The following is a 22,270-nucleotide window of genomic DNA, read 5'->3' on the forward strand; positions in this document are numbered from 1 at the left end:
CGCTTTTTCTTATTATTAAGCTTTTGTATGTTCTTTATGGTCACATTCGCAATGAGATCCACATTTCCCGTATAGTACTGTTGATTTTTCATCTTCAAAATGTCCAATTGTTCCTTCACATACTTGGCATACGATTGTTCCCATTTTCATTTCCCCCTGAGTTTTAATAGTAATCTATTTATTTATCATTAAGCTTTCGCATTATCTTTTCTAGCACAGTCACAATTTGTTCCACATTTTCCGTAAAGTACCGTCGTTTTCTCATCTTCAAAATGTCCGATTGTTCCTTCACATACTTGGCATACGATTGTTCCCATTTTCATTTCCCCCTAAGTTTATGGTCCTAAAAACTTTTAGCTGTCCATTTCCTATCAATTATTGGGCTTTTGTATGCTCTGTGTGATCACATCCGCAAGATCCACATTTCCCGTAAAGTACCGTTACTTTCTCATCTTCGAAGTGTGCAATTGTACCTTCACAATCTTGACATACGATTGTTCCCATTTTTCATTTCCCCCTAAGTTTATAATCCCAAAAACTTTTTGTAACCGCTTAACTTTCTGCCTTTATTTTAATATGTTATACTTTTTACGTCAATAGGTTTTTAGTATAACACATTAAATATTTTTAATTTAAATTAGTATGCGATATTAAAATAAAAAAACAGCCATATTTATAAGTACGACTGTTTCACATTAATTATTCTTCATATTCCGCATGTAAAGAAGTTGACGGAACTAGAAATTTGAAAAACTGAGCTAACTCCTTTGCTTCCTCTTCTGATCCTAATTTAAAAATCTCCTGTATATATTGAACATTCTCTACATCATCTCGTCCGAGTAAAGTAGACCTTCCTGTTTGCATACAAACAATGAGCGGCTTTCCAAAAAACATATTTGTATAAATAACACCAAAATCATAACGTGTATCATGTGTCATAAACCCTAAAAATCGTACCTTCACACTTTCATGCTCATCATACAATTTTTCAAACATTGGTTTCCACCTTTCTACATCACGTTTCATTAATAGTATATTAAACAAAACATGTAATACTCCTTTTAATTGTCAAAAAATTCAGTAAGATGTAGAATGATAGTATTCTACTAAGCTAGGGGGAACTTATATGCAACACGCCTTTATTACGCTTGTACCGAAATCCAACCAACAATCAGTTTCAATAGATGATATAAAACAACTTTTTCATTATTATAAAACAGTTACTTCTAAAACTGGTGCCCAAATTAATTACACGTATACAAATACCGCTTTTCCTTATGAAATTTTAGATACATCTACAACAACATTAAAACTTCAATCCACTCACGACCGGTATGACTCAATTTATATTGGTGTTGGTATAGAAAATGAACAATCTTTCATCCAAGTTTCTTTACCACCTAATGCAACATTTGGTGACAAAGGGAAAGCAAATGAATTTTGCCGTTTTTTAGCGAAGAAATTAGAAGGAGAGTTACAATTATTTAATGGAAGAACAATGTATTTTTATAAACGCTAATTTAAAAAATAGATAATATGATTAAAAATAATATACAATTCGAACATGTAAGAAATAAAGCTTGCTTTCTTACGTGCAATACAAAATATGCTATTACATAGGCTAAATATAGAAATACGAAAAAAAGAATAACTTTATAATGAAACTTATCACCATTCGATAATGTTAATACAGTGGAAAAGCCACTCCATAGTAGTAAATGATAAAATATAACATGTAATATTTTCATGGAACCTTCTCCTTTGACATGCTCTATTTTATTAATATATGGGGGTAAGTTTGAATCAATTACATATTATAGGATGATATATATTACCTTCGAAGTAAGTTAAGCCTGAATCATTTGTTAAAGTATTATATATTCATTCGACAAGTACGTTTAAAGACCTTGCAAGTCATTTGATGAAAATAAAAATAGCCCCTCTCTTACAATAAGAGAAGGGCTATTTACATTACTTAAATTATTTTACAATGTGAATTGGCATTCCAAGAGCAACTTCAGCTGCTTCCATTGTGATTTCACCTAATGTTGGGTGAGCATGGATTGTTTGAGCGATATCTTCAGCTGTCATTCCAGCTTCGATAGCTAAACCAATCTCAGAAATAATATCAGAAGCACCTGCACCTGCAACTTGAGCACCTACAAGAAGACCATCTTCTTTACGTGTTACAAGTTGTAGGAAACCGTCAGTGCTGTTTAATGATAATGCACGACCGTTAGCAGCGAATGGGAACTTAGATACAGTTACAGTCATTCCAGCTTCTTCAGCTTGTTTTTTAGTGTAACCAACAGATGCTAGTTCTGGATCAGTGAAGCATACTGCAGGAATTCCGATGTAATCGATAGCTGATGCATGGCCACTAATTGCTTCTACAGCTACTTTACCTTCGTAAGAAGCTTTGTGAGCTAATGGTGGTCCAGGAACGATATCACCGATTGCATAGATGTTTGGTACATTTGTACGACATTGCTCATCGATTTCGATGATGCCGCGGTCAGTCATTTTAACTCCAACTTGCTCAAGACCGATTTCTTGAGTGTTTGGACGACGACCTACAGTTACTAATACGTAATCTGCTTCTACAGTTTGGATTTCACCTTTAACTTCAAAGCTAACTTTTACGCCAGTTTCTGTTTCTTCAACGCCTTTAGCCATAGCTTTTGTATGGATATTTACGTTACCTTTTTTCTGTAGAGCACGTTTAACAACAGAGCTCATAGCTTTTTCGAAACCAGCTAAGATTTCGTCGCCAGCTTCTACTACAGTAACTTCTGTACCGAAGTTAGCATATGCAGTACCTAATTCCATACCGATGTAACCGCCGCCGATTACAACAAGTTTTTTAGGAATTTCAGGTAAGCTTAAAGCACCTGTAGAGTTGATAACACGTTTAGAGTATTTGAATCCTGGAATTTCGATTGGTGTAGAACCAGTTGCAAGAACAGCATTTTTAAACGTATAAGTTTGAGCTGCATCTTCAGTCATAACGCGTAATGTATTAGCATCTACGAAGTAAGCTTCACCGCGAATGATTTCAACTTTGTTACCTTTAAGAAGGCCTTCAACACCGCCAGTTAATTTCTTAACTACGCCGTTTTTCCATTCTTGAACTTTTGTAAAGTCAACTTTTACGTTTTCTGCAGTAATACCCATGTCATCAGAATGCATTGCATTCTCATAACGATGACCTGCATTGATTAACGCTTTTGAAGGAATACATCCAACGTTTAAGCATACGCCACCAAGGTTAGCTTTTTCAATGATTGCTACCTTTTGACCTAATTGTGCTGCACGAATTGCCGCAACGTATCCACCAGGACCTGCACCAACAACGACTGTATCTAATTCAATTGGGAAATCTCCTACTACCATTGTTATTACGCCTCCATTACTAATAATTGTGGGTCATTCAATAGACGTTTAATTTGGTTTAACGCTTTTTGAGCAGTTGCACCGTCAATTAAACGATGGTCAAAGCTTAGAGATAATGCTAATACTGGAGCTGCAACGATCTCACCGTTTTTCACAACTGGTTTTTCAGCGATACGGCCGATACCAAGGATTGCTACTTCTGGGTGGTTGATAACTGGAGTGAACCATTGTCCACCTGCAGAACCAATGTTTGTAATTGTGCAAGAAGCACCTTTCATTTCAGCTGGAGCTAGACGACCTTCACGTGCTTTACCAGCAAGATCATTGATCTCGTTAGAGATTGTGAAGATAGACTTACGATCTGTATCTTTAACAACTGGTACTAATAGACCTTTGTCTGTATCAGCTGCGATACCGATGTTGAAGTAATGTTTATGAACTACTTCTTGAGATGCATCGTCTAAAGAAGTGTTTAACATTGGGTATTCACGTAATGCAGATGTTAAAGCTTTAACAACGTACGGAAGGTAAGTTAATTTAATACCTTTGTCAGCCGCTACTGCTTTGAACTTCTTACGGTGAGCAACAAGTTCTGTTACATCTACTTCGTCCATTAATGTTACGTGAGGAGCTGTGTGTTTAGAGTTAACCATTGCTTTCGCAATCGCTTTACGGATACCACTCATTTTCTCACGAGTTTCTGGATATTCACCAGCTGGGATTGGTTGTGCTTTTGGTGCTTCTTCTTTCGCTGCTGCTGGAGTAGCTTCTACTGCTGCTGGAGCCTCAGTTGCTGCTACAGTTTGTCCACCATTTGCAAATGCATCGATGTCAGCTTTTACGATACGGCCATTCTTACCAGTACCAGCTACTTTATGAATGTCTACACCTTTTTCACGAGCGTATTTACGAACAGATGGCATAGCAATTACGCGCTCATTTACTACTTCTGCAGTTGCTGCTGGAGTAGCTTCCGCTGCTGGAGCTTCTACTGCTGCTTCTTCAGCTTTTGGAGCTTCATCATGATCGTCACCTTTAAATTTAAGGTTTTCGTATCCAGGAGCATCAAATTTAATTAATGTATCTCCTACGATTGCAACTGTTCCTTCTTCTACAAGTACTTCAAGTACTTTACCTTTAACAGGAGAAGGGATTTCTACTACTGCTTTATCATTTTGTACTTCAAGAAGTACATCGTCTTCGTTTACTTCATCGCCTGGTTTAATAAACCATTTTACGATTTCACCTTCGTGGATACCTTCACCGATATCTGGTAGTTTAAATTCAAATGCCACGGAATTCAGCCCCCTGATTCATTTCATTATTATGGAATATGTACAAAAGAAACCAGCATGTGCTGATTTCTTTTGCACATGAAAAGCTAAAAATTAGAAGTTCATTACTTTGTTTACAGCTTCAACAATATCTTTGTGGTTTGGTAACCATACGCTCTCTGCTTGAGAGAATGGGAATACTGTATCAGCAGCTGCAACACGTACAACTGGAGCTTCTAAGTTTAAGATTGCACGGTCGTTAATTTCCGCTACAACGTTAGCTGCAATACCAGCTTGTTTTTGAGCTTCTTGAACTACAACTACGCGACCTGTTTTTTCAACAGAAGCGATGATTGTTTCGATATCTAATGGTTGAACTGTACGTAAGTCAACAACCTCTAAAGAGATACCTTCTTTTTCAAGTTCTTCAGCAGCTTTTAATGCAGCGTGAACCATAGCACCGTAAGCGATAACAGATACATCTGTACCTTCACGTTTGATATCAGCTTTACCTAAATCAATTGTGTAATCACCTTCTGGTACCTCTTGACGGAATGAACGGTACAATTTCATATGCTCTAAGTAGATAACTGGATCGTTGTCACGAATCGCAGAGATTAAAAGACCTTTAGCATCGTATGGAGTAGATGGAATAACAACTTTTAGACCAGGTTGTTGAGCCACTAATCCTTCTAAGCTATCAGCATGAAGTTCAGGAGTATGAACACCACCACCGAATGGAGAACGAACTGTTACTGGAGCAGTCCAACGTCCACCAGAACGGTAACGCATACGAGCTAATTGACCAGAAATTGAATCCATTACTTCATAAACGAAACCGAAGAATTGGATTTCTGGAACTGGACGGAATCCTTCAAGTGCAAGACCAACTGCAAGTCCACCAATACCAGACTCTGCAAGTGGAGTATCCATTACACGATCTTCACCAAATTCAGCTTGTAAACCTTCAGTAGCACGGAATACACCGCCGTTTACACCAACGTCTTCACCAAATACAAGTACGTTAGGGTCATTTTTCATTTCAACGCGTAAAGCATCAGTGATTGCTTGAATCATTGTCATTTGAGCCATGGCTTACTTCGACTCCTTTTCTTTGTAGATTTCATATTGTTCAGCTAAGTTGTAAGGCATTTTTTCGTACATGATTTCCATTAAATCCGTTACTTTTTGTTTTGGAGCTTGGTCAGCCTTAGCAATTGCTTGTTTGATATCTTCTTTTGCTTCTTCGATTACTGTCTCTTCAACTTCTTGAGACCATAGGCCTTTAGCTTCTAAGAACTTACGGAAGCGTACGATTGGGTCTTTTTGTTCCCATTCGTTTTCGATATCTTTTGTACGGTAACGAGTTGGGTCATCACCAGCCATTGTATGTGGACCGTAACGGAATGTTAAAGTCTCGATTAAAGTAGGGCCTTCGCCATTTACTGCGCGCTCACGAGCGAAAGCAGTTGCTGCGTATACAGCTAATGGATCCATACCGTCTACTTGAATTCCGTAAATACCTGCTGCTACTGCTTTTTGTGCTACAGTTTTAGCTGCAGATTGCTTTTCTACTGGAGTAGAGATTGCATAACGGTTGTTTTGAACAACGAAGATTGCTGGAGCTTTGAATGCACCTGCAAAGTTCATACCTTCGTAGAAGTCACCTTGTGAAGCACCACCGTCACCAGTGTAAGTAATTGCAACAGATTTTTTCCCACGTAGTTTCATACCTAACGCAACACCAGCAGTTTGGATGATTTGCGCACCGATAATGATCTGTGGAGCTAATGCATTTACATTCTCAGGCATTTGGTTACCCATGAAGTGTCCACGAGAGAATAAGAATGCTTGGTATAATGGTAATCCGTGCCATACTAATTGTGGTACATCACGGTATCCTGGTAAGATGAAGTCTTCTGCTTCAAGTGCGAAATGACTTGCTAATTGAGAAGCTTCTTGTCCAGCTGTAGGTGCGTAGAAACCTAAACGTCCTTGACGGTTTAAAGAAATAGAACGTTGATCTAATACGCGAGTATACACCATACGACGCATTAATTCTTTTAATTGATCATCAGATAATTCAGGCATAGCTGCTTCATTCACAACTTCACCGTTTTCATTTAAAATTTGTAATGTTTCAAATTGAGCTGCGATAGCTTTCATTTGCTCATCAACATTAAATAGGGTCTTTTTTGTTTTAGTACCCATTCCGTTCACCTCTTCCTCTCTTGAACCATATTCTGAAACGCTTTCACTGGCTATTTTCCAGTTTAAAAAGCGCAACGATGTAAACCAACATGTTTGTATGTCGGTTGAGAATAATTTTGTGTACCTAACAATCTGTACTAATGTTTTTTCAGAAACATATTAATACAATCTTGATCACGTTTTTTAGTTTACAACTATTCTAATTACGATGTCAATTACTTTGAATACGTTTTTTTATAAATAATATGCAGGTTTCTACTACACAAACGTGTTTTTATTTTTTACATCTGTATTAGTAAGCATTGACCTACTGTTATATTATTCCCTTTTTCACTTATTTTTTCTCTTAGAATAATATGTAAACGATTTAATTCTCTTTAGTTTTTCTCTCTTCGTAACAAAAATATACAAACTACTCTTCCTTTTTTAGGTAAATACCTATACATTTCTACCCTCTCTTCCATACATTATAGTAACCGCAGTATTAGCGGGAAATGATAAAGGAGGTCATCTCATGTACGGATACTCATATTGCTATCCAACTTGTTCATATCCTTCCTACGGTTATGGCGGTTCTTGTGGCGGGTCTGGACGCGGCTTCGCCTTAATCGTTGTGTTGTTTATTCTTTTAATTATCGTTGGTGCTGCTTGCATTCGCTAATTGTAAAACGAAACAACTATGGAAAGAAAAAGACGGCTTTGCCGTCTTTTTCTGTTTATCACATACATAACTACTCTATAATAGAACGATTTCCAAAATGCCTTCCCTTTCTTGCCGATGACTTTTTCTATCTCCTTTGGTAGACTAAAGAGGAAAGGAGAGATTACATATGCTTACAATGAAAGATGTTATTCGCGAAGGAGATCCTATTTTGCGCAACGTTGCAGAAGAGGTGTCCTTACCGGCAAGCGAAGAAGATACAACTACCTTAAAAGAAATGATTGAATTCGTAATAAATAGCCAAGATCCTGAAATGGCTGAAAAATATAGTTTACGCCCTGGAATCGGATTAGCGGCTCCGCAAATCGGTGTTTCAAAAAAAATGATTGCAGTTCATGTAACCGATGCGGATGGTACATTATATAGCCATGCATTATTCAATCCAAAAATCATTAGCCATTCTGTTGAACGTACATATTTACAGGGTGGTGAAGGCTGTCTATCTGTAGACCGCGAAGTACCTGGTTATGTTCCTCGTTATACAAGAATTACAGTAAAAGCAACTTCTATTAACGGAGAAGAAGTAAAATTACGTTTAAAAGGTTTACCAGCAATCGTATTCCAACACGAGATTGATCATTTAAATGGCGTTATGTTCTATGACCATATCAATAAAGAAAATCCTTTTGCCGCTCCTGATGATTCCAAACCTCTAGAGCGATAATAATAAAAAGGCGGAAGTTAATCTTCCGCCTTTTTATTATGAAATGGGTTCCATATTCACTTATAGCAATCCAGCCCACTTTAGTCCATGATATATACCGTCTTCATTAACATCCTTTGTCACATGATTTGCAAGTTTTTTCAAGTCTTCATGGCCATTTCCCATCACAATACCTGTGCCAACGGCTTCGATCATTTCTAAATCATTTAAGCCATCTCCAAATGCATACACTTGATCACGATTAAAACCTAACTTTTCAATGTATTTCTCAATTCCTTTTGCCTTAGAACCACCATTCGGAATGATATCCATTGAATATGCATGCCAACGAATAAAATGGAAATCTGGATAATGATTAATAAACTTTTCCTCTTCATTTACTTCACAAAAAAGTAGTGTTTGATAAATATTACGTTCCTCATAAAAATTAGGCTCATATGCTGGATGCTCAAAGTTTAAGCTTCCAAAGCCTTCTTTCACATAATCATGATATTCCACTGATGCTCTCATATCTTGATGGTCAAGATATACAAGTGGATATCCTTCTTGTTTTGCAAACTGAGTAAACTTATGTAAAGCATCTGGATGTAACGGATTATTAAATATTACCTCATCTTCAAAGACAACATATTGTCCATTAAAACTAACATAATTATGTATATCAAGTTCCTTACGAATATCTTCGAACATAAATGGCGCGCGCCCTGTCGCAATTGCTACATGTACACCTTTTTCTTGTAACTGTTTTACTGCATCTCGTGTAGATTGCGGAATTTTTTTATCATGATCTAATAATGTTCCATCAATATCAAAAAAGACAATTTTATCATTCATTTGTCAAAATCCTTTCTGGGACTCTATATTCCTATTTTGAATATCACTTTTCAAATTCTAAAAAAAAGTATAACATATTAAACATCTGTGAAGAAAGCGTTCCCTTTCTGACCTTATTTGTAAACTTTGCATATATATATTAGTAAAACATGTAGATACTTGTTCGGATGAATTTTCTTTTCCATTCTTCCTCATACTATACCTATAACTAACGGCTACTGATCGTTACTATAGAATAACTTTCACTGTATGGGAAAGGACAAGATTCACCATTCACTTTTGTCCTATCTCTTATATCAGAGATAGAGTTTTCACTAGTAATAGGCATGTTTAAAATAAGGAAAGGAAGGAGTAATCATGCTGAAGAAGCTGAAGAAAAAGCTCAAGCGTTATTTAAATGGTCTAGTCCGTAAAAAGACAGTCGCTTAAATTGTGCCCATTTCGGGCTTTTTCTTCATTCTCATTCGAAAAAACATGAAAATCGTGACTGTTTGCTTTATAATAAGTAACAGATAATGCAAAACATAGACAAGGAGAGGTTTTCCAAATGATTTTTAAAGTATTTTATCAAGAAAAATTAACTGAGGTTCCAGTACGTGAAAATACAAAAGTTTTATATTTAGAGGCTACGTCTGAAAAGGATGTTCGTACAAAATTAAATAAGTTCGCATATAATATCGAGTTTGTTCAGTCTGTTACTGGCGCTCATCTTGAATATGAAAAAGAAAACGCTGATTTAACATTAGCGGAAATCGTATAGCGATATGAAATTTCTAAAAAACGACCAAGTTGCTGTATTTGCTCTCGGTGGGCTTGGTGAAATCGGTAAAAATACATACGCTGTTCAATTTCAAGATGAAATTATTATAATTGATGCTGGAATTAAATTTCCAGAGGACGAACTTCTCGGAATCGATTATGTAATACCAGACTACACTTATTTTGTGCGAAACGAAGATAAAATTAAAGGGTTATTCATTACACATGGTCACGAAGATCATATCGGCGGAATCCCTTACCTATTACGTCAAGTGAACATTCCAATTTACGGCGGAAAATTAGCAATTGCACTCATCAAAAACAAATTAGAAGAACACGGCTTACTTCGTAAAGCAAAACTTTACGAGATTCAAGAAGATGACGTTATTAAATTCAAAAAAACGTCTGTATCCTTCTTCCGTACAACTCACAGTATTCCAGATTCGTACGGCGTTGTTGTGAAAACACCTCAAGGTCAAGTTGTTCATACAGGTGACTTCAAATTTGACTTCACACCAGTTGGTGAACCAGCTGATTTAACAAAAATGGCTGAAATCGGTAAAGATGGCGTACTATGTCTATTATCTGATAGTACGAACAGTGAAGTTCCAAACTTTACTATGTCTGAGCGTCGCGTTGGTGATAGCATTCAAGACATTTTCCGTAAAGTAGAAGGACGGATTATATTCGCAACCTTTGCATCAAATATTCACCGCTTACAACAAGTTGTTGAAGCTGCTGTTGAAAACAACCGTAAAGTAGCTGTGTTTGGTCGAAGTATGGAAGCAGCGATTGAAATTGGACAAAACCTTGGTTATATTCGTTGCCCGAAAGATACATTCATAGATGCATCTCAACTAAACCGCTTACCAGCTAATAAAGTTGTTATTTTATGTACAGGTAGTCAAGGTGAACCGATGGCAGCACTTTCACGTATTGCAAACGGTACACACCGCCAAATTCAAATTATTCCTGGAGATACAGTTGTTTTCTCTTCTTCACCAATTCCAGGAAATACAATTAGCGTAAGTCGTACAATTAACATGTTGTACCGCGCTGGCGCTGATGTAATTCATGGGAAACTTTCAAATATCCATACAAGTGGACACGGTGGACAAGAAGAACAAAAGTTAATGTTACGTCTAATTAAACCGAAGTACTTCATGCCAATTCATGGTGAATATCGTATGCAGCGTATGCACATGAACATAGCAAATGATTGTGGCATCCCTGAAGAAAATTGCTTCATTATGGATAATGGCGATGTTCTTGCTTTACGTTCGGATGAAGCTAGCGTAGCTGGAAAAATCCCATCTGGTTCGGTCTACATTGATGGGAACGGTATTGGAGATATTGGCAATATCGTATTACGCGATCGTCGTATCCTTTCTGAAGAAGGACTTGTAATTGTAGTTGTAAGCATTGATATGAAAGAATTTAAAGTTGCAGCAGGACCTGATATCATCTCACGCGGTTTCGTTTATATGCGTGAAAGTAGCGATTTAATCAATGATGCACAAACATTAATTACAACTCATTTAGAAAAAGTAATGGAGCGTAAAACAACACAATGGTCTGAAATTAAAAATGAAATTACAGACACATTAGCTCCATTCCTATATGAGAAAACGAAACGTCGTCCAATGATTTTACCAATCATTATGGAAATATAAGAAAAAGGACAATGCCATGAAGGCATTGTCCTTTTCTTTTCTCTTATCTTAAAAAGTGTTTAAATCGATCCACTTCATCGTCATGACCAATGACAATTAATATATCTCCTGCTTGAATATTCTCCGTAGCTCGAGGGGATACGATAACTTCTTTGCCTCGTTTAATTGCTACAATATTCAATCCAAACTTCGCACGAATATCTAATTCAATTAAAGAGTGCCCATCAATTTTTTTATTCGCAATAATCTCTACAATACTATGCTCATCTGAAAGCTCAAGGTAGTCTAGCACATTGCTTGATGCAATATTATTAGCAATCCTTTTTCCCATATCACGTTCTGGATGCACAATATGATCTGCACCTATTTTACTTAATACTTTTTCATGATAATCATTTTGAGCTTTTACAGTAATATTTTTTACACCCAACTCTTTCAAAATCAAAGTCGTTAAAATACTTGAATTTAAATTATCTCCAATAGCAACGACTACGTGATCAAAATTTCGAATACCAAGGCTTTTTAATACCATCTCATCTGTTGAATCTGCAATTACAGCATGCGAAGCTATATTTGCAAATTCATTAATTTTATCCTCATCTGAATCGATTGCCATTACTTCCATTCCTAATTGAGCTAGTTCTCGGCAAATACTTCCACCAAAGCGACCAAGTCCAATGACAGCAAATTCTTTTTCTTTCTCACCCACGGGAATTCCTCCAATAACTTCAAGTACTATTTATTTTCAGTGTAACACACTTTATATGCGTCACAAAAACTGTAATTAGCTCTTATTTTTGTTTTTGTATATAAAAATATTGTTGCAAGTAAAAAGCGATACCAACAAGTAGCATAGCAAATACAAATATATTTCCAAAAGAACTAAATGTTTCAAAAACGAATAATAATGTTTCTTGACCAAAAAAGGCAAATAGAAGCTGTGTGAATGCAAATAACAACGCCCATATGTAATGATGTTGATGGAATAAATAATGCGTTGCACCTAAAAAAGCAATAAACGAAAAGATAAAGATCCACCAATTTTCTAAAAATAGTTGCCAATTAGAAAATTGATATCCATTTACTAATATCGCAATAAGCGCGATAACTACCATCGTCGGCACACTCCAAAATAATGCCCGTCCTCTAAAGAAACGAGTGCCTTTAACATCTCCTTTTTCATGTGCAATATATGTTAGTACTACTGTGCTTATATACAAAACAGAAAGAATTGTTAAAACGATAATAAGCCAAAAATGTAATTGATAATATTCATGCTCTATATTTGTCACGATTGCAGCTAACATGCACGGAATTAACATTCCCGTCCAACCATCTACTTTTCTTTCATTCCAAAAGACCGTATTACCAATCCTTATTCCTAACAACATAAAAATAATGATACCCAATACAAATAACGTAGTTTTATTCCCTACTAAACTCGTTGAGAAAGCAATTAATCCAATAAATAAAAAGAGCACAAACCCATTCATAATTTCTAGTACAGGTGATAAATATCTCTTCACCCATTTGTATGTTTCGTCATATTCATTATTATCTACTAGACGATAGGCATAAAAACTTATCCCAAAATAAACCGCCGCAATAATAACATACGCATATAAGACGAAACATAAAATCGCACTGCTAATTTGCACGTAATTCCCCACCCTTTTTTCTATGTTTCACATTGATTTTACACACTTTTCATACTAAAAGTAAACATATATAAGTTAGTCAAATAATTAATAATGAGCAGTGGCTAAACCCCCTGCTCATTATTAAAACAGTACAATTAACTTTAATTCTTCCATTTGTATGTAAATGTCTAAAATCAATCTATACGAGCGTTACTTACACCTCAGAACAAAAAGTTTTTTGGAACCTTCAAGAAAGTGGAAGTTTTATTTTCTATTCCCTTTCCACTTTACATATTGGCTTAAAAATGTAATTGCCTTTTCAATCACTTCTTCGTCTGGTTTTAATTTTGCATGATGTAAACCATATTCTGAATTTACTCCAAGCCAAAACATAAATCCAGGGATTTCTCGAAGCATATAACCAAAATCTTCACCCGTCATTGCCTCAGTACATGTAATAACATTCATATCAGTTTGTTTATGTACAAATTCCATAAACTCTCTCGTTAACTCTTCATGGTTATATACTTGATGATACATTGCTCCGTAATCTATAATCGCCTCACACTGGAAAGAAGCTTCGATGCCTGCAACAATTGACTCAATTCTGCTTTTCACACGCTTCATTGATTCCACTGATAATGTTCGAATCGTTCCTTCTAAACGAGATTTTTCTGCAATAATATTTTGAACCGTACCACCAGTAATTTTCCCGATTGTAATTACTGCACTATCAAGAGGATTTACATTGCGACTAATAACGGATTGAAGCTGTGTAACAAGATGACTCGCTGCAACAATCATGTCATTTGCAGTATGCGGATAGGCAGCATGGCCACCTTTCCCTTTTAAATCAATATATAATTCTGAAGTATTGGCAAATAACAGTCCTTCTTTCGTTGCAATTGTCCCCACAGCGTATTCTGGTGCAATATGAAGACCAAGAATTATATTCGGTTTCCATTCTTTTAACTCTTCACTTTCTAACATAGGAAGAGCACCGCCTGGTCCTTCTTCTGCTGGCTGGAATAGAAATACAAGGTCATCATCTATTCTTTCGCTCACAGCTTTCGTTAGAAGGCCTAAACCGATTGTTGTATGTACATCATGGCCACATGCATGCATCATTCCTTCATGAATAGAAGCAAACTCGTATCCAGTTTCCTCTGTAATTGGTAAACCGTCTATATCTGCACGATAACCTATTATTTTTTCGGGATTTTTTCCATTTACTTTAACGATTACACCCGTTTTCCATGTCTTCACTTCCACAAATTCATGAGAAAGTGTTCCTATATAATCTAAAATATACTGTTGTGTTTTCCATTCCTTAAATCCGATTTCTGGAATTCTATGTAGATCTCTACGAATTTGGACAAATTTGCTTACTGTCATTTTTGCACCTCTATCTATAAAAAGCGTAAGAGCCCATTTACGCTCTTACGCTTTTTTTACTTTTTATTTCTCTGGGTTTAATTGACGAAGCTCTTGTTTAATTTCTGTTTTTGCTTTTGTCTTCTCATCAATTTCTTTAATTACACGTGCTGGAGTACCTGCAACAACTGTGTATGGAGGCACATCTTCTGTTACAACAGCTCCCGCTGCTACAACTGCACCTTTACCTACTGTAACACCCTCTAAAACAACTACATTTGCACCGATTACTACATCATCTTCAACGATAACTGGTTTTGCAGAAGGTGGCTCAATAACACCTGCAAGTACAGCACCTGCACCTACGTGACAGTTTTTACCGACTGTTGCACGTCCACCAAGTACTGCGTTCATGTCGATCATAGAACCTTCACCAATTACAGCACCAATGTTAATTGTTGCATTCATCATAATTACAGCGTTGTCACCAATTTCAACATGGTCACGAATAATAGCACCTGGCTCGATGCGAGCTTTAATACCTTTTAAATCAAGCATTGGGATTGCAGAATTACGACGATCGTTTTCTACAACGTAGTCAACGATGTGCTTATTATTCTCATCAAGAATTGTCTTAATTTCAGACCATTCTCCGAATAATACACCTGATTTTTTATTCACAAATGCTTGTACTGTTTCAGGGAATGTTACTTCTTTTAAATCCCCTTTTATGTATACCTTTACAGGAGTTTTCTTTTCACTTTTTTGAATAAACGAAATAATTTCGTTAGCGTCCATCATTTTCATTCTTGTTGCCTCCTAAATCCATTTATAATGTTACTCTACCAAACGAAAGAGCGAGTAGCAAGATAATAATCTTATTTTTCCCTTTGAATTTCTTCTATAATTTCTAAAAATGCTTGTACTTGCTTCAACTGCCTTGCCGAGTCACTTGTTAACAACCATGTTTCTCTCGTCAGTTGAACAGGTGTTTTATACATATTTTCCTGTACTTCCTTTAAAACAGTAGAAGGTAAAAGGGCATAACCTATACCATTTAAAACAAGTTGTTTACATGTTTCAATTTGGTCAACTACAATCGTTCGCTTAGGCGGATTAGAAAATAAACCATACCACCAATTTTGTATTTGTCCATAATAAGTCGAGTCACTTTTAAATTGAATGAACGGCCTATTTGTTTCTTTTAACATCGAAATATCTTTTATTTCTTTATCAACTAAATACAGTTCATCTTCAAATAATTGTTGCTTCTGACCTTTATATTCTTGTGTTCCCCTCAGTATAGCAACATGCACGTCTCCTTCATAAAACTGCTTTTGCACTTCACTACTCCATCCAGTAAACAGCGATATCTTTACAGAAGGATATTTATGCACAAACTTTTTCAAAACAGGAGGGAGCCAATATTGACCAATAACTGATGCAACAGCTATTTTTAACGTTCCATGAGTTTCCGTTCTGAAAACAGCCAGCTCACTTTTTATATCTTCTTCCCTTTGCAACATTTCTTTGGCATAATTTGCAACTTTTTCCCCTTCAGGTGTAATTGTCAATCCTTTTTGTGAGCGAATAAAAAACTTCATTCCCCATTGTTTCTCCATAGATTGTAATCGTTGACTCAGCGCAGGTTGGGAAACAAATAAACGTTCCGCCGCTTTTCTCATATTTGATTCCTGAGCTAACACAACCATCATTTGAAAATCATCAATTTGCAACTTTCTCCCTCTTTCCTTAGCTTCCATACACCTTATTTCAATAAGCTTTTCATCCTTAATTTACCCGAATGCTTTCATTCAGAAAATACAATTGTCCAGCGCAAACTTTCCTTATGTTTTATGTCTTTTTAAATATAATACATACACAAGTGATATGCACGAAAAAAAAGTGACTTCTTCGTTTCTATGAAGTCACTTTTTTCACTTTATCGATTATGTTGCCTTACTTTCTTATTCAACAATTTTAAAATAGCTCGACGTGTTAAAATCCCCTCAAAATAGCCTTCTTCATTAACAGCGCAAATAAAAGGATGATCAATTGTCATTTCTAAAGCTTTTGCAAATGAATCGTCTAATTTAAGAACAGGTATATCTTCTTTCATCACCTGCTCTACTTTCATATCATCGAGCCTTTCAAACTCAATACGTTCTAATCCTAACATACCATCTAATATCATGGCAGTACTAATCAAACCATGTAGTTTATACATTGGATCTAAGACAGGTATCGCTGAATATCCAGATTTTACAAGAACGAGTAAAGCATGTTCTAAACTATTTCCAATTTGGACATGAGCTACTTTTTCCGATGAAATCATTAAATCCTTCACAAGAATTTGTTGAAATTCGTCTTTCGGAATACTAATCATATTACATCCCCCATTTTCCCTTTTTCCTGCTTATGTTCACAACTCTATTCACATTTTATGACAGCGTTTTCATATTATTATTTTGTCCTAAATTTATTTCAATAAAAATACAATCACACAGCTATTTTAGCATACCGCACAAAAAAAAGACTACCATTCCGGTAGCGCTTAATACCCTTTATTTTTTAATCTGTAAAATAACCTTGTGATTTTTTTATATTGCATCACATCGGTCTGTTTCAAACCATTCTCAATATCTGTAAGTTCCACAGCTAAAATTTCACTTGCGTAATTTTGCTGAAATAAAATATCTAGTAGTAAACTTTCTTCTTCCTTCGTTAAAACAACTTCCCTTTGCATATACCCCTCTCCTTACACTCGCATCGTTACTCTTATTATATAAAAAATTCAACCTATTTAATAGATGTAATATTCAGTTTTTATTAAAAGATATGTAACAATCGCACACATACAAAAAAATCATTTCGTATATCGATTTGCATAGCTAAACGCCGCATAAGCATCCGGCTTAATTTTTGCAGTTAATCCCATCGCTCGAATTTTTTCTGTCATATCTAAAATAAATTCTTTTGTTAAGCCATCATTCCCAATGTCTAAATGAATTTCCATTATGAATCCAGCCCCATCTTGAGCATAAGGATGCAATAACTCCCATATTGTTTGTATATGAGTAGGCGTAAATAGACATGCGATTTCTTGACTAAACTGCGTTTCTAAATATATTTTCTCACGTAAGGTCGCTGGCTTATCTTTTACTGATCTATGGTGTAAACAACCCCAGGCACCTTTTCCAACACGATGAATATGGATTGCTGTAATAAACCTCGTATCCTTTTGATGCGCTTGCGAGTCTGTCCCAATGGATAATCGATACAAATTTCGCGGATCCTTTTCAATGAAACTACAAATACGGTTAAAGACCATATCAAAATTTAAATGTCTCTCTGAAACATTGTAAAATTTATGTGCACCGTCCACAGAGTCACGTCCTTTCAATTAGACAGACTTTTCGTATTCTCATTGTATGGGACAAAAACTAAAATTATAACTTCCTATCCTTTATTCGTTTCAATATTTCGAATTACAAAGTGACAAACTTGGCACGTATAAATTACATTTTGATTAGATTGAGCCGTTAATACATGAATAATCTCAGCAGAACTTTGACAATTAGGACAAATCACAACTGGTAAACGTTCCATACGATAACCTCCTAGTTATATTTCTCCCGCTATTTGCAAAACCCAGCGATAGTGAGAAGTTTAGCTTCACATATTCACCCGGTTGACGGGACTAATTATCCACATGGATAAGCAAACTTGCACGGATTAAATTTTCATTTTAATACCATTGTAGGAAAAATAAAAAACTTCTATACATTATGCTAGAAAGTAATAGAACTAAAAAAGGTACTGCCATGTGGCAGTACCTTTTTTATATGTATCAAGAAATGATATCGTAAATCTCAATTGCAACCATGTCGATATTATCGAATTGATATACTTGAGGTTTTTCACCTTGTTGATACACTTCTAACTCATACATTTCACTTTTATCGAAAAATTTCACGCTACATTTGCGCTCACCGTTCACTTCAAAATAGCGTTGTGCTACTTCACCGCTTTCAGCTTGTTCTTGTAGACTAACAAGTCGAGTTAAAATTCCTTGGAGTAGAGACATGAAATCTCTCCTTTCTCTGATCTTCCTACCAATAGGTTTTACAGCTATACTCATTCTATCCGTCATAACAGAAAAAATGTTCCACACTCTAGGATAAAGGTTATTGGCCAGAAACTCAACTAAAAATTTGTCGAAATGCGAAGGAAAAAACAGAAAGAACATATTTCTCCTTCATTATTGCGGTTTTTATACTGGAAGAATATAATAAAAAACAGAAAAAAAGGAGGAATTACAATGAAAAAAATTGAGGTTTATACACAACCCGATTGTCCGCCATGTGTTATTGTAAAAGAATTTTTGAAGCATAATAACGTTGCATATGAAGAATTTGACGTAAAAAAAGACGCTGCTGCTCGCAATCGTCTTTTATACGACTATGATTCTTATTCAACTCCAACAGTCGTAATTGATGGCGAAGTAGTTGCAGGTTTTCAAATTGAAAAGTTACAACAACTACTCAATATAGAATAGGAATAGGTAAATACCTATTCCTATTCTTATCCCGCTATTTGTAGGTAGTAAAACTCCCACCCACTGATTAAAAGTTTCACTTTATAATTGTTGCAACCTTTTTATTTCAGTTAAAAGTTCCTGACTTTCATGATATCCTGCTAACTTCCATTTATCTTGATCCCTTTTCAATGTTACAATTTGATATTGTCCACTTTTTGTCCGCTCATATACATATAAATTTTTATGTTCTTCATCATACGACATTTTCGTTTCTGAATTAAAAGAAAACGGCGCTTCTTTTGCCGGAAATAAATATTCACCACTTTGTTTATCACTTCTGCTATTTTCATCTGTAAATACTTGAAGGAAATTATCTGTAAAATACGGTGATAACGTCTCTATCATCTTATTCATCGGCAAATGCTTCCCACGAATTGAAAACTGGGTTTCATAGCCTTTTTGTATCGTTGTAAATACTTCTTTCCGATCGACTTCCACTTCCTCTTTTCCTAAAACAGTCGTAACACTATAACCAACTAGAAAGGCAACACATACAAATAGAACAAGCCATATTCCATATTTCCTCATTTTTTCACCTTCCTTTTAAAAGAACTTGTCTTTGTAGTATTCATTGTAACAATGATTATGCAAAGAAAGGACAGATTTCGTTCGTAAAATCTTTACAACGATAGACAGCATTTTCATCACCATTTTCACTATTACCAATTTATGATAAAAACAAACAAAAAATGCACGAATCTCTTCGTGCATTAAAATAAAACATCTTCTTCATATAAATATTCATAAGATAAATCTATAAATAAAAAGTTGTCATCATCAATCGGGAAAGAAAATGTTCGTACCATTTCTCCCGTTTCAATATCTGCATATAAATCTGAAAGCCTCGCCTTATTCTCAAAACGCATTTTCATTATATTCTCGAGAAAATACGGGCGCCAGCTCCAGTTCTTCATATAATAATCCGGCATCACAATCCATTCTCCATCTTTTTTCATAACATTTCCTGATTGTTGGAAACCATCTTCATTACAAATAAATATACGAAAACTACACTGTGATACACTTTGACTAAATTGTAATAACCAATCATTTATATCTTCATTCTTTTTTTGTTTTGATAAAACATCGCCAATGCGATCGCGTAACATCTCTGTTAAATTATAAATTTTTTGTAACTTCTTCTTTTCATGCTGAATAAACTGATGACATTCATTACCTAGTCGCTCTTTCAAAACATTCGTTTCAATAAAATCAGGTAAACATTCTTTTAAATAATTACCTTGATAATATCTTCCGCCGTTCTTCCAAGCATATTGCAGTTGATAAAAAGCATCTATTTCTTCATATAATAAAGTTGCACCAATTCTTCTAGCAAGTAATGATAAAGAATATAAAATATCTTGATAAGATTGTAAAAGTGCTGTTTGCCTTAAGTTTGTTAAATCTACTTTTAAAATATCAGGTACTAACACGCTAATACGCTCTAAATTACTTGTACCCGTTCCGACTTTATTAATCGAAATTTGAATACCATATGTACGATAATACATAAGCAAATGATTAAATTGCTCTATATCTTCTTTACATTCATGCTCTGTAATCTCTAAAACAATTTGTTTTAAATTTAAACCTTGTTCTTCATACCTCAATAAAAGTTGAAGCAAGCTTTCATCATCATCATTCATTAATACATTAGCATTCCGATGTATAAATAATAATAATTTTTGATCGCTTTCTAAATAACGATTTAAAGCTTTTTCTACTATAATATTATCCGCTTCCAGTTGAAATTCACTTGGAATCGAATCATCGTGAAAGAAAGAAGCTAAACTTTGTATGCCCTCTTCTGTTTGAATACGTCCTACTACTTCATATCCAATTACAGTATGCTCATCAGCACTAAAAATAGCTTGATAATAAGGAAGGACTTTATCCAAGTTACTCATTACATCTAATGCATCTATCAACGTGCTTCCCTCCCTTTACTTTTCAAAAATTATAACATGATATTTACGGAAAAATAATAAAAAATCCCTTCAGTTTTCCTGAAGGGATTAGAGGGGTAAAATGCTAAGGGGAATTAGCAATTCTACTATGAAGAAAAAAGAGGTCTTAAATATAACGTATATATGACCTCTTGTAAACACTTTTCTTTCATATGTCACAATTCCGTCACATTTAACCGTAAAAAAATGAATCAAACATTCATTTTTTTATCCCTTTTAAAATGGATATTGATGTAAATGTTGTCCTCCATCCATTGTCATGCAAGTTCCATTTATGTACGCAGCTTCATCTGAGCATAAATAATAAGCTAAACCAGCGATTTCTTCTGGCGTACCCAGCCTTCCAAGCGGAACACTTTGTATCGTACGCTTAGCCATTTCTTCTGAAATCCATAATTTATCAGCACCGCCCGTACGTTCAATTGGTCCTGGAGCGATAGCGTTAACTCGTATTCCATATTTACGTCCCCACTCAACAGCGAGCGTCTTCGTCATCGCTAATACTCCTGCCTTCGCTGCAGCCGAATGAATAACTCCTGGACCTGCATCCCATGCATATGTTGCTACCATGTTAATGATATTCCCTTTTATACCTTTTTCAATCCAATATTTTCCGACAGCATGGCTACAGTAAAATGTACCGTTTAATACAATATTAATGACCGAATTCCAGCCATTCACGGATAAATCTTCTGCTGGACAAATAAAGTTTCCAGCTGCATTATTTATTAAAACATCAATTCGACCAAACTTCTCATCAATCTGTTCAATCATTTTCTGAATGTCATCCGTATTTCTTACATCCATTTGTACAGGTAATACTTGCCCTGGAAATTGTTCAATTTCCAACTTTGTTTCCTCTAGTTTTTCTTTTGTACGTCCTGTAATAACAACTCGTGCCCCTTCTTTTGCAAAGCGAGTCGCCATTCCTTTTCCCATTCCACTCGATCCACCTGTTATAATAACTACCTTTTCTTTCACATACATCCCCTCCAAAAAATGAATACACATTCATTTTATCACTTTATTTAATAGAAATCTTTATATTTTTAAACTTTTCTGATATTTTAATGTAAAGAACTTTCTTTTTATTCATTTTTTTCGTAATCTATACTAATTTTTTATTATGTAAAGTATATTTTTAAATAAACTGAAAGGAG

The 22,270-nt window shown here is 35.3% G+C and carries 29 protein-coding genes; 6 read left to right on the plus strand and 23 right to left on the minus strand.

The genetic code is table 11. From position 1 onward, the window contains the following. Positions 1–15: 15 nt before the first annotated feature. From V7S45_RS19405 to V7S45_RS19420, 4 genes are all read right to left on the minus strand, one after another. A complete protein-coding gene (locus V7S45_RS19405) occupies positions 16–144 on the minus strand; it encodes a GapA-binding peptide SR1P (protein WP_000536796.1) in 129 nt (42 codons plus the stop codon). 44 nt (positions 145–188) lie between these two features. Continuing rightward, positions 189–317: a GapA-binding peptide SR1P gene (locus V7S45_RS19410; protein WP_000536803.1), complete on the minus strand. Its 129-nt coding sequence runs from the start codon at positions 315–317 to the stop codon at positions 189–191. Positions 318–375: 58 nt separating this feature from the next. Continuing rightward, positions 376–504, minus strand: coding sequence for a GapA-binding peptide SR1P (locus V7S45_RS19415; RefSeq protein ID WP_000536778.1), 129 nt, complete (start codon positions 502–504; stop codon positions 376–378). Positions 505–699: 195 nt separating this feature from the next. Further along, the gene (locus V7S45_RS19420; protein ID WP_000462038.1) at positions 700–996 is read right to left on the minus strand and encodes a DUF3055 domain-containing protein; all 297 of its coding nucleotides are present in this window, start codon (positions 994–996) and stop codon (positions 700–702) included. Positions 997–1,126: 130 nt separating this feature from the next. Between V7S45_RS19420 and V7S45_RS19425 the strand changes: the two genes are divergently transcribed. Then, positions 1,127–1,519 (plus strand): DUF1885 family protein, encoded by a 393-nt coding sequence (locus V7S45_RS19425; RefSeq protein WP_001163302.1) that lies wholly within the window; start codon positions 1,127–1,129, stop codon positions 1,517–1,519. Between the two features lies 1 nt (position 1,520). Here V7S45_RS19425 and V7S45_RS19430 read toward each other — a convergent pair whose 3' ends face one another. The 5 genes from V7S45_RS19430 to pdhA form a co-directional block, all read right to left on the minus strand. After that, the gene (locus V7S45_RS19430; RefSeq protein WP_000697469.1) at positions 1,521–1,748 is read right to left on the minus strand and encodes a hypothetical protein; all 228 of its coding nucleotides are present in this window, start codon (positions 1,746–1,748) and stop codon (positions 1,521–1,523) included. Between the two features lie 232 nt (positions 1,749–1,980). Next, positions 1,981–3,393 carry a dihydrolipoyl dehydrogenase gene (gene lpdA / locus V7S45_RS19435; protein ID WP_000260104.1) on the minus strand — a complete coding sequence of 471 codons (1,413 nt, stop codon included), beginning with the start codon at positions 3,391–3,393 and terminating at the stop codon, positions 1,981–1,983. Positions 3,394–3,398: 5 nt separating this feature from the next. Continuing rightward, a complete protein-coding gene (pdhC, locus tag V7S45_RS19440; protein WP_000863419.1) occupies positions 3,399–4,688 on the minus strand; it encodes a pyruvate dehydrogenase complex dihydrolipoyllysine-residue acetyltransferase in 1,290 nt (429 codons plus the stop codon). A gap of 93 nt (positions 4,689–4,781) precedes the next feature. Beyond that, positions 4,782–5,759, minus strand: coding sequence for a pyruvate dehydrogenase complex E1 component subunit beta (gene pdhB, locus V7S45_RS19445; protein WP_000068168.1), 978 nt, complete (start codon positions 5,757–5,759; stop codon positions 4,782–4,784). Between the two features lie 3 nt (positions 5,760–5,762). Next, positions 5,763–6,878, minus strand: coding sequence for a pyruvate dehydrogenase E1 component subunit alpha (gene pdhA, locus V7S45_RS19450; RefSeq protein ID WP_000536895.1), 1,116 nt, complete (start codon positions 6,876–6,878; stop codon positions 5,763–5,765). A 514-nt stretch (positions 6,879–7,392) separates the two neighbouring features. On the opposite strand from pdhA, the gene V7S45_RS19455 reads away from it, so the two are divergent. Both V7S45_RS19455 and def read left to right on the plus strand, forming a co-directional pair. Further along, entirely contained in the window at positions 7,393–7,539 is a 147-nt protein-coding gene (locus tag V7S45_RS19455; protein ID WP_000274562.1) for a YjcZ family sporulation protein, read from the plus strand. A gap of 169 nt (positions 7,540–7,708) precedes the next feature. After that, on the plus strand, positions 7,709–8,263 hold the full coding sequence (gene def, locus V7S45_RS19460) for a peptide deformylase (protein WP_000957048.1): 555 nt from the start codon (positions 7,709–7,711) through the stop codon (positions 8,261–8,263). A gap of 60 nt (positions 8,264–8,323) precedes the next feature. On the opposite strand, the gene V7S45_RS19465 is transcribed toward def, so the two are convergent. Beyond that, complete coding sequence (locus V7S45_RS19465) at positions 8,324–9,097, minus strand: Cof-type HAD-IIB family hydrolase (RefSeq protein WP_000998268.1); 774 nt, start codon at positions 9,095–9,097, stop codon at positions 8,324–8,326. A 547-nt stretch (positions 9,098–9,644) separates the two neighbouring features. Here V7S45_RS19465 and V7S45_RS19470 point away from each other — a divergent pair. Next, positions 9,645–9,857 carry a DNA-dependent RNA polymerase subunit epsilon gene (locus V7S45_RS19470; RefSeq protein ID WP_000576435.1) on the plus strand — a complete coding sequence of 71 codons (213 nt, stop codon included), beginning with the start codon at positions 9,645–9,647 and terminating at the stop codon, positions 9,855–9,857. Positions 9,858–9,861: 4 nt separating this feature from the next. Next, positions 9,862–11,529 (plus strand): ribonuclease J1, encoded by a 1,668-nt coding sequence (gene rnjA / locus V7S45_RS19475; RefSeq protein WP_000670377.1) that lies wholly within the window; start codon positions 9,862–9,864, stop codon positions 11,527–11,529. Between the two features lie 43 nt (positions 11,530–11,572). Here rnjA and V7S45_RS19480 read toward each other — a convergent pair whose 3' ends face one another. The 10 genes from V7S45_RS19480 to V7S45_RS19525 all read right to left on the minus strand — a co-directional run bounded on the left by V7S45_RS19480 (position 11,573) and on the right by V7S45_RS19525 (position 18,630). Continuing rightward, complete coding sequence (locus V7S45_RS19480; protein WP_000504032.1) at positions 11,573–12,238, minus strand: TrkA family potassium uptake protein; 666 nt, start codon at positions 12,236–12,238, stop codon at positions 11,573–11,575. 82 nt (positions 12,239–12,320) lie between these two features. Next, positions 12,321–13,187, minus strand: a complete 867-nt coding sequence (locus V7S45_RS19485; RefSeq protein WP_001167324.1) for a cytochrome c oxidase assembly protein — start codon at positions 13,185–13,187, stop codon at positions 12,321–12,323. 246 nt (positions 13,188–13,433) lie between these two features. Continuing rightward, positions 13,434–14,564: an N-acetyldiaminopimelate deacetylase gene (locus V7S45_RS19490; RefSeq protein ID WP_000218672.1), complete on the minus strand. Its 1,131-nt coding sequence runs from the start codon at positions 14,562–14,564 to the stop codon at positions 13,434–13,436. Positions 14,565–14,627: 63 nt separating this feature from the next. Further along, a complete protein-coding gene (gene dapD / locus V7S45_RS19495; protein ID WP_000783241.1) occupies positions 14,628–15,350 on the minus strand; it encodes a 2,3,4,5-tetrahydropyridine-2,6-dicarboxylate N-acetyltransferase in 723 nt (240 codons plus the stop codon). Between the two features lie 71 nt (positions 15,351–15,421). Further along, positions 15,422–16,306: a LysR family transcriptional regulator gene (locus V7S45_RS19500; RefSeq protein ID WP_001987174.1), complete on the minus strand. Its 885-nt coding sequence runs from the start codon at positions 16,304–16,306 to the stop codon at positions 15,422–15,424. Positions 16,307–16,485: 179 nt separating this feature from the next. Then, positions 16,486–16,929, minus strand: coding sequence for a cyclic-di-AMP-binding protein CbpB (gene cbpB, locus V7S45_RS19505; RefSeq protein ID WP_000623579.1), 444 nt, complete (start codon positions 16,927–16,929; stop codon positions 16,486–16,488). 168 nt (positions 16,930–17,097) lie between these two features. Then, the gene (gene abbA / locus V7S45_RS19510) at positions 17,098–17,289 is read right to left on the minus strand and encodes an antirepressor AbbA (RefSeq protein ID WP_001188692.1); all 192 of its coding nucleotides are present in this window, start codon (positions 17,287–17,289) and stop codon (positions 17,098–17,100) included. A gap of 120 nt (positions 17,290–17,409) precedes the next feature. Continuing rightward, complete coding sequence (locus V7S45_RS19515) at positions 17,410–17,928, minus strand: ribonuclease H-like YkuK family protein (protein ID WP_000348489.1); 519 nt, start codon at positions 17,926–17,928, stop codon at positions 17,410–17,412. 74 nt (positions 17,929–18,002) lie between these two features. Then, entirely contained in the window at positions 18,003–18,152 is a 150-nt protein-coding gene (locus V7S45_RS19520) for a hypothetical protein (RefSeq protein WP_000440540.1), read from the minus strand. A 241-nt stretch (positions 18,153–18,393) separates the two neighbouring features. Continuing rightward, entirely contained in the window at positions 18,394–18,630 is a 237-nt protein-coding gene (locus V7S45_RS19525; RefSeq protein WP_000055151.1) for a YkuJ family protein, read from the minus strand. Between the two features lie 234 nt (positions 18,631–18,864). On the opposite strand from V7S45_RS19525, the gene V7S45_RS19530 reads away from it, so the two are divergent. After that, complete coding sequence (locus V7S45_RS19530; RefSeq protein ID WP_000717875.1) at positions 18,865–19,101, plus strand: glutaredoxin family protein; 237 nt, start codon at positions 18,865–18,867, stop codon at positions 19,099–19,101. Positions 19,102–19,182: 81 nt separating this feature from the next. On the opposite strand, the gene V7S45_RS19535 is transcribed toward V7S45_RS19530, so the two are convergent. The 3 genes from V7S45_RS19535 to fadH all read right to left on the minus strand — a co-directional run bounded on the left by V7S45_RS19535 (position 19,183) and on the right by fadH (position 22,091). Continuing rightward, positions 19,183–19,671, minus strand: a complete 489-nt coding sequence (locus V7S45_RS19535; protein WP_342761460.1) for a DUF3993 domain-containing protein — start codon at positions 19,669–19,671, stop codon at positions 19,183–19,185. Between the two features lie 182 nt (positions 19,672–19,853). Further along, positions 19,854–21,071 carry an EAL-associated domain-containing protein gene (locus V7S45_RS19540; protein ID WP_342761461.1) on the minus strand — a complete coding sequence of 406 codons (1,218 nt, stop codon included), beginning with the start codon at positions 21,069–21,071 and terminating at the stop codon, positions 19,854–19,856. A gap of 255 nt (positions 21,072–21,326) precedes the next feature. Continuing rightward, a complete protein-coding gene (fadH, locus tag V7S45_RS19545; RefSeq protein WP_000660913.1) occupies positions 21,327–22,091 on the minus strand; it encodes a 2,4-dienoyl-CoA reductase in 765 nt (254 codons plus the stop codon). Positions 22,092–22,270: the final 179 nt, after the last annotated feature.

It is taken from the genome of Bacillus sp. BR3(2024), from assembly GCF_039134555.1.
Lineage (GTDB): Bacteria > Bacillota > Bacilli > Bacillales > Bacillaceae_G > Bacillus_A > Bacillus_A cereus.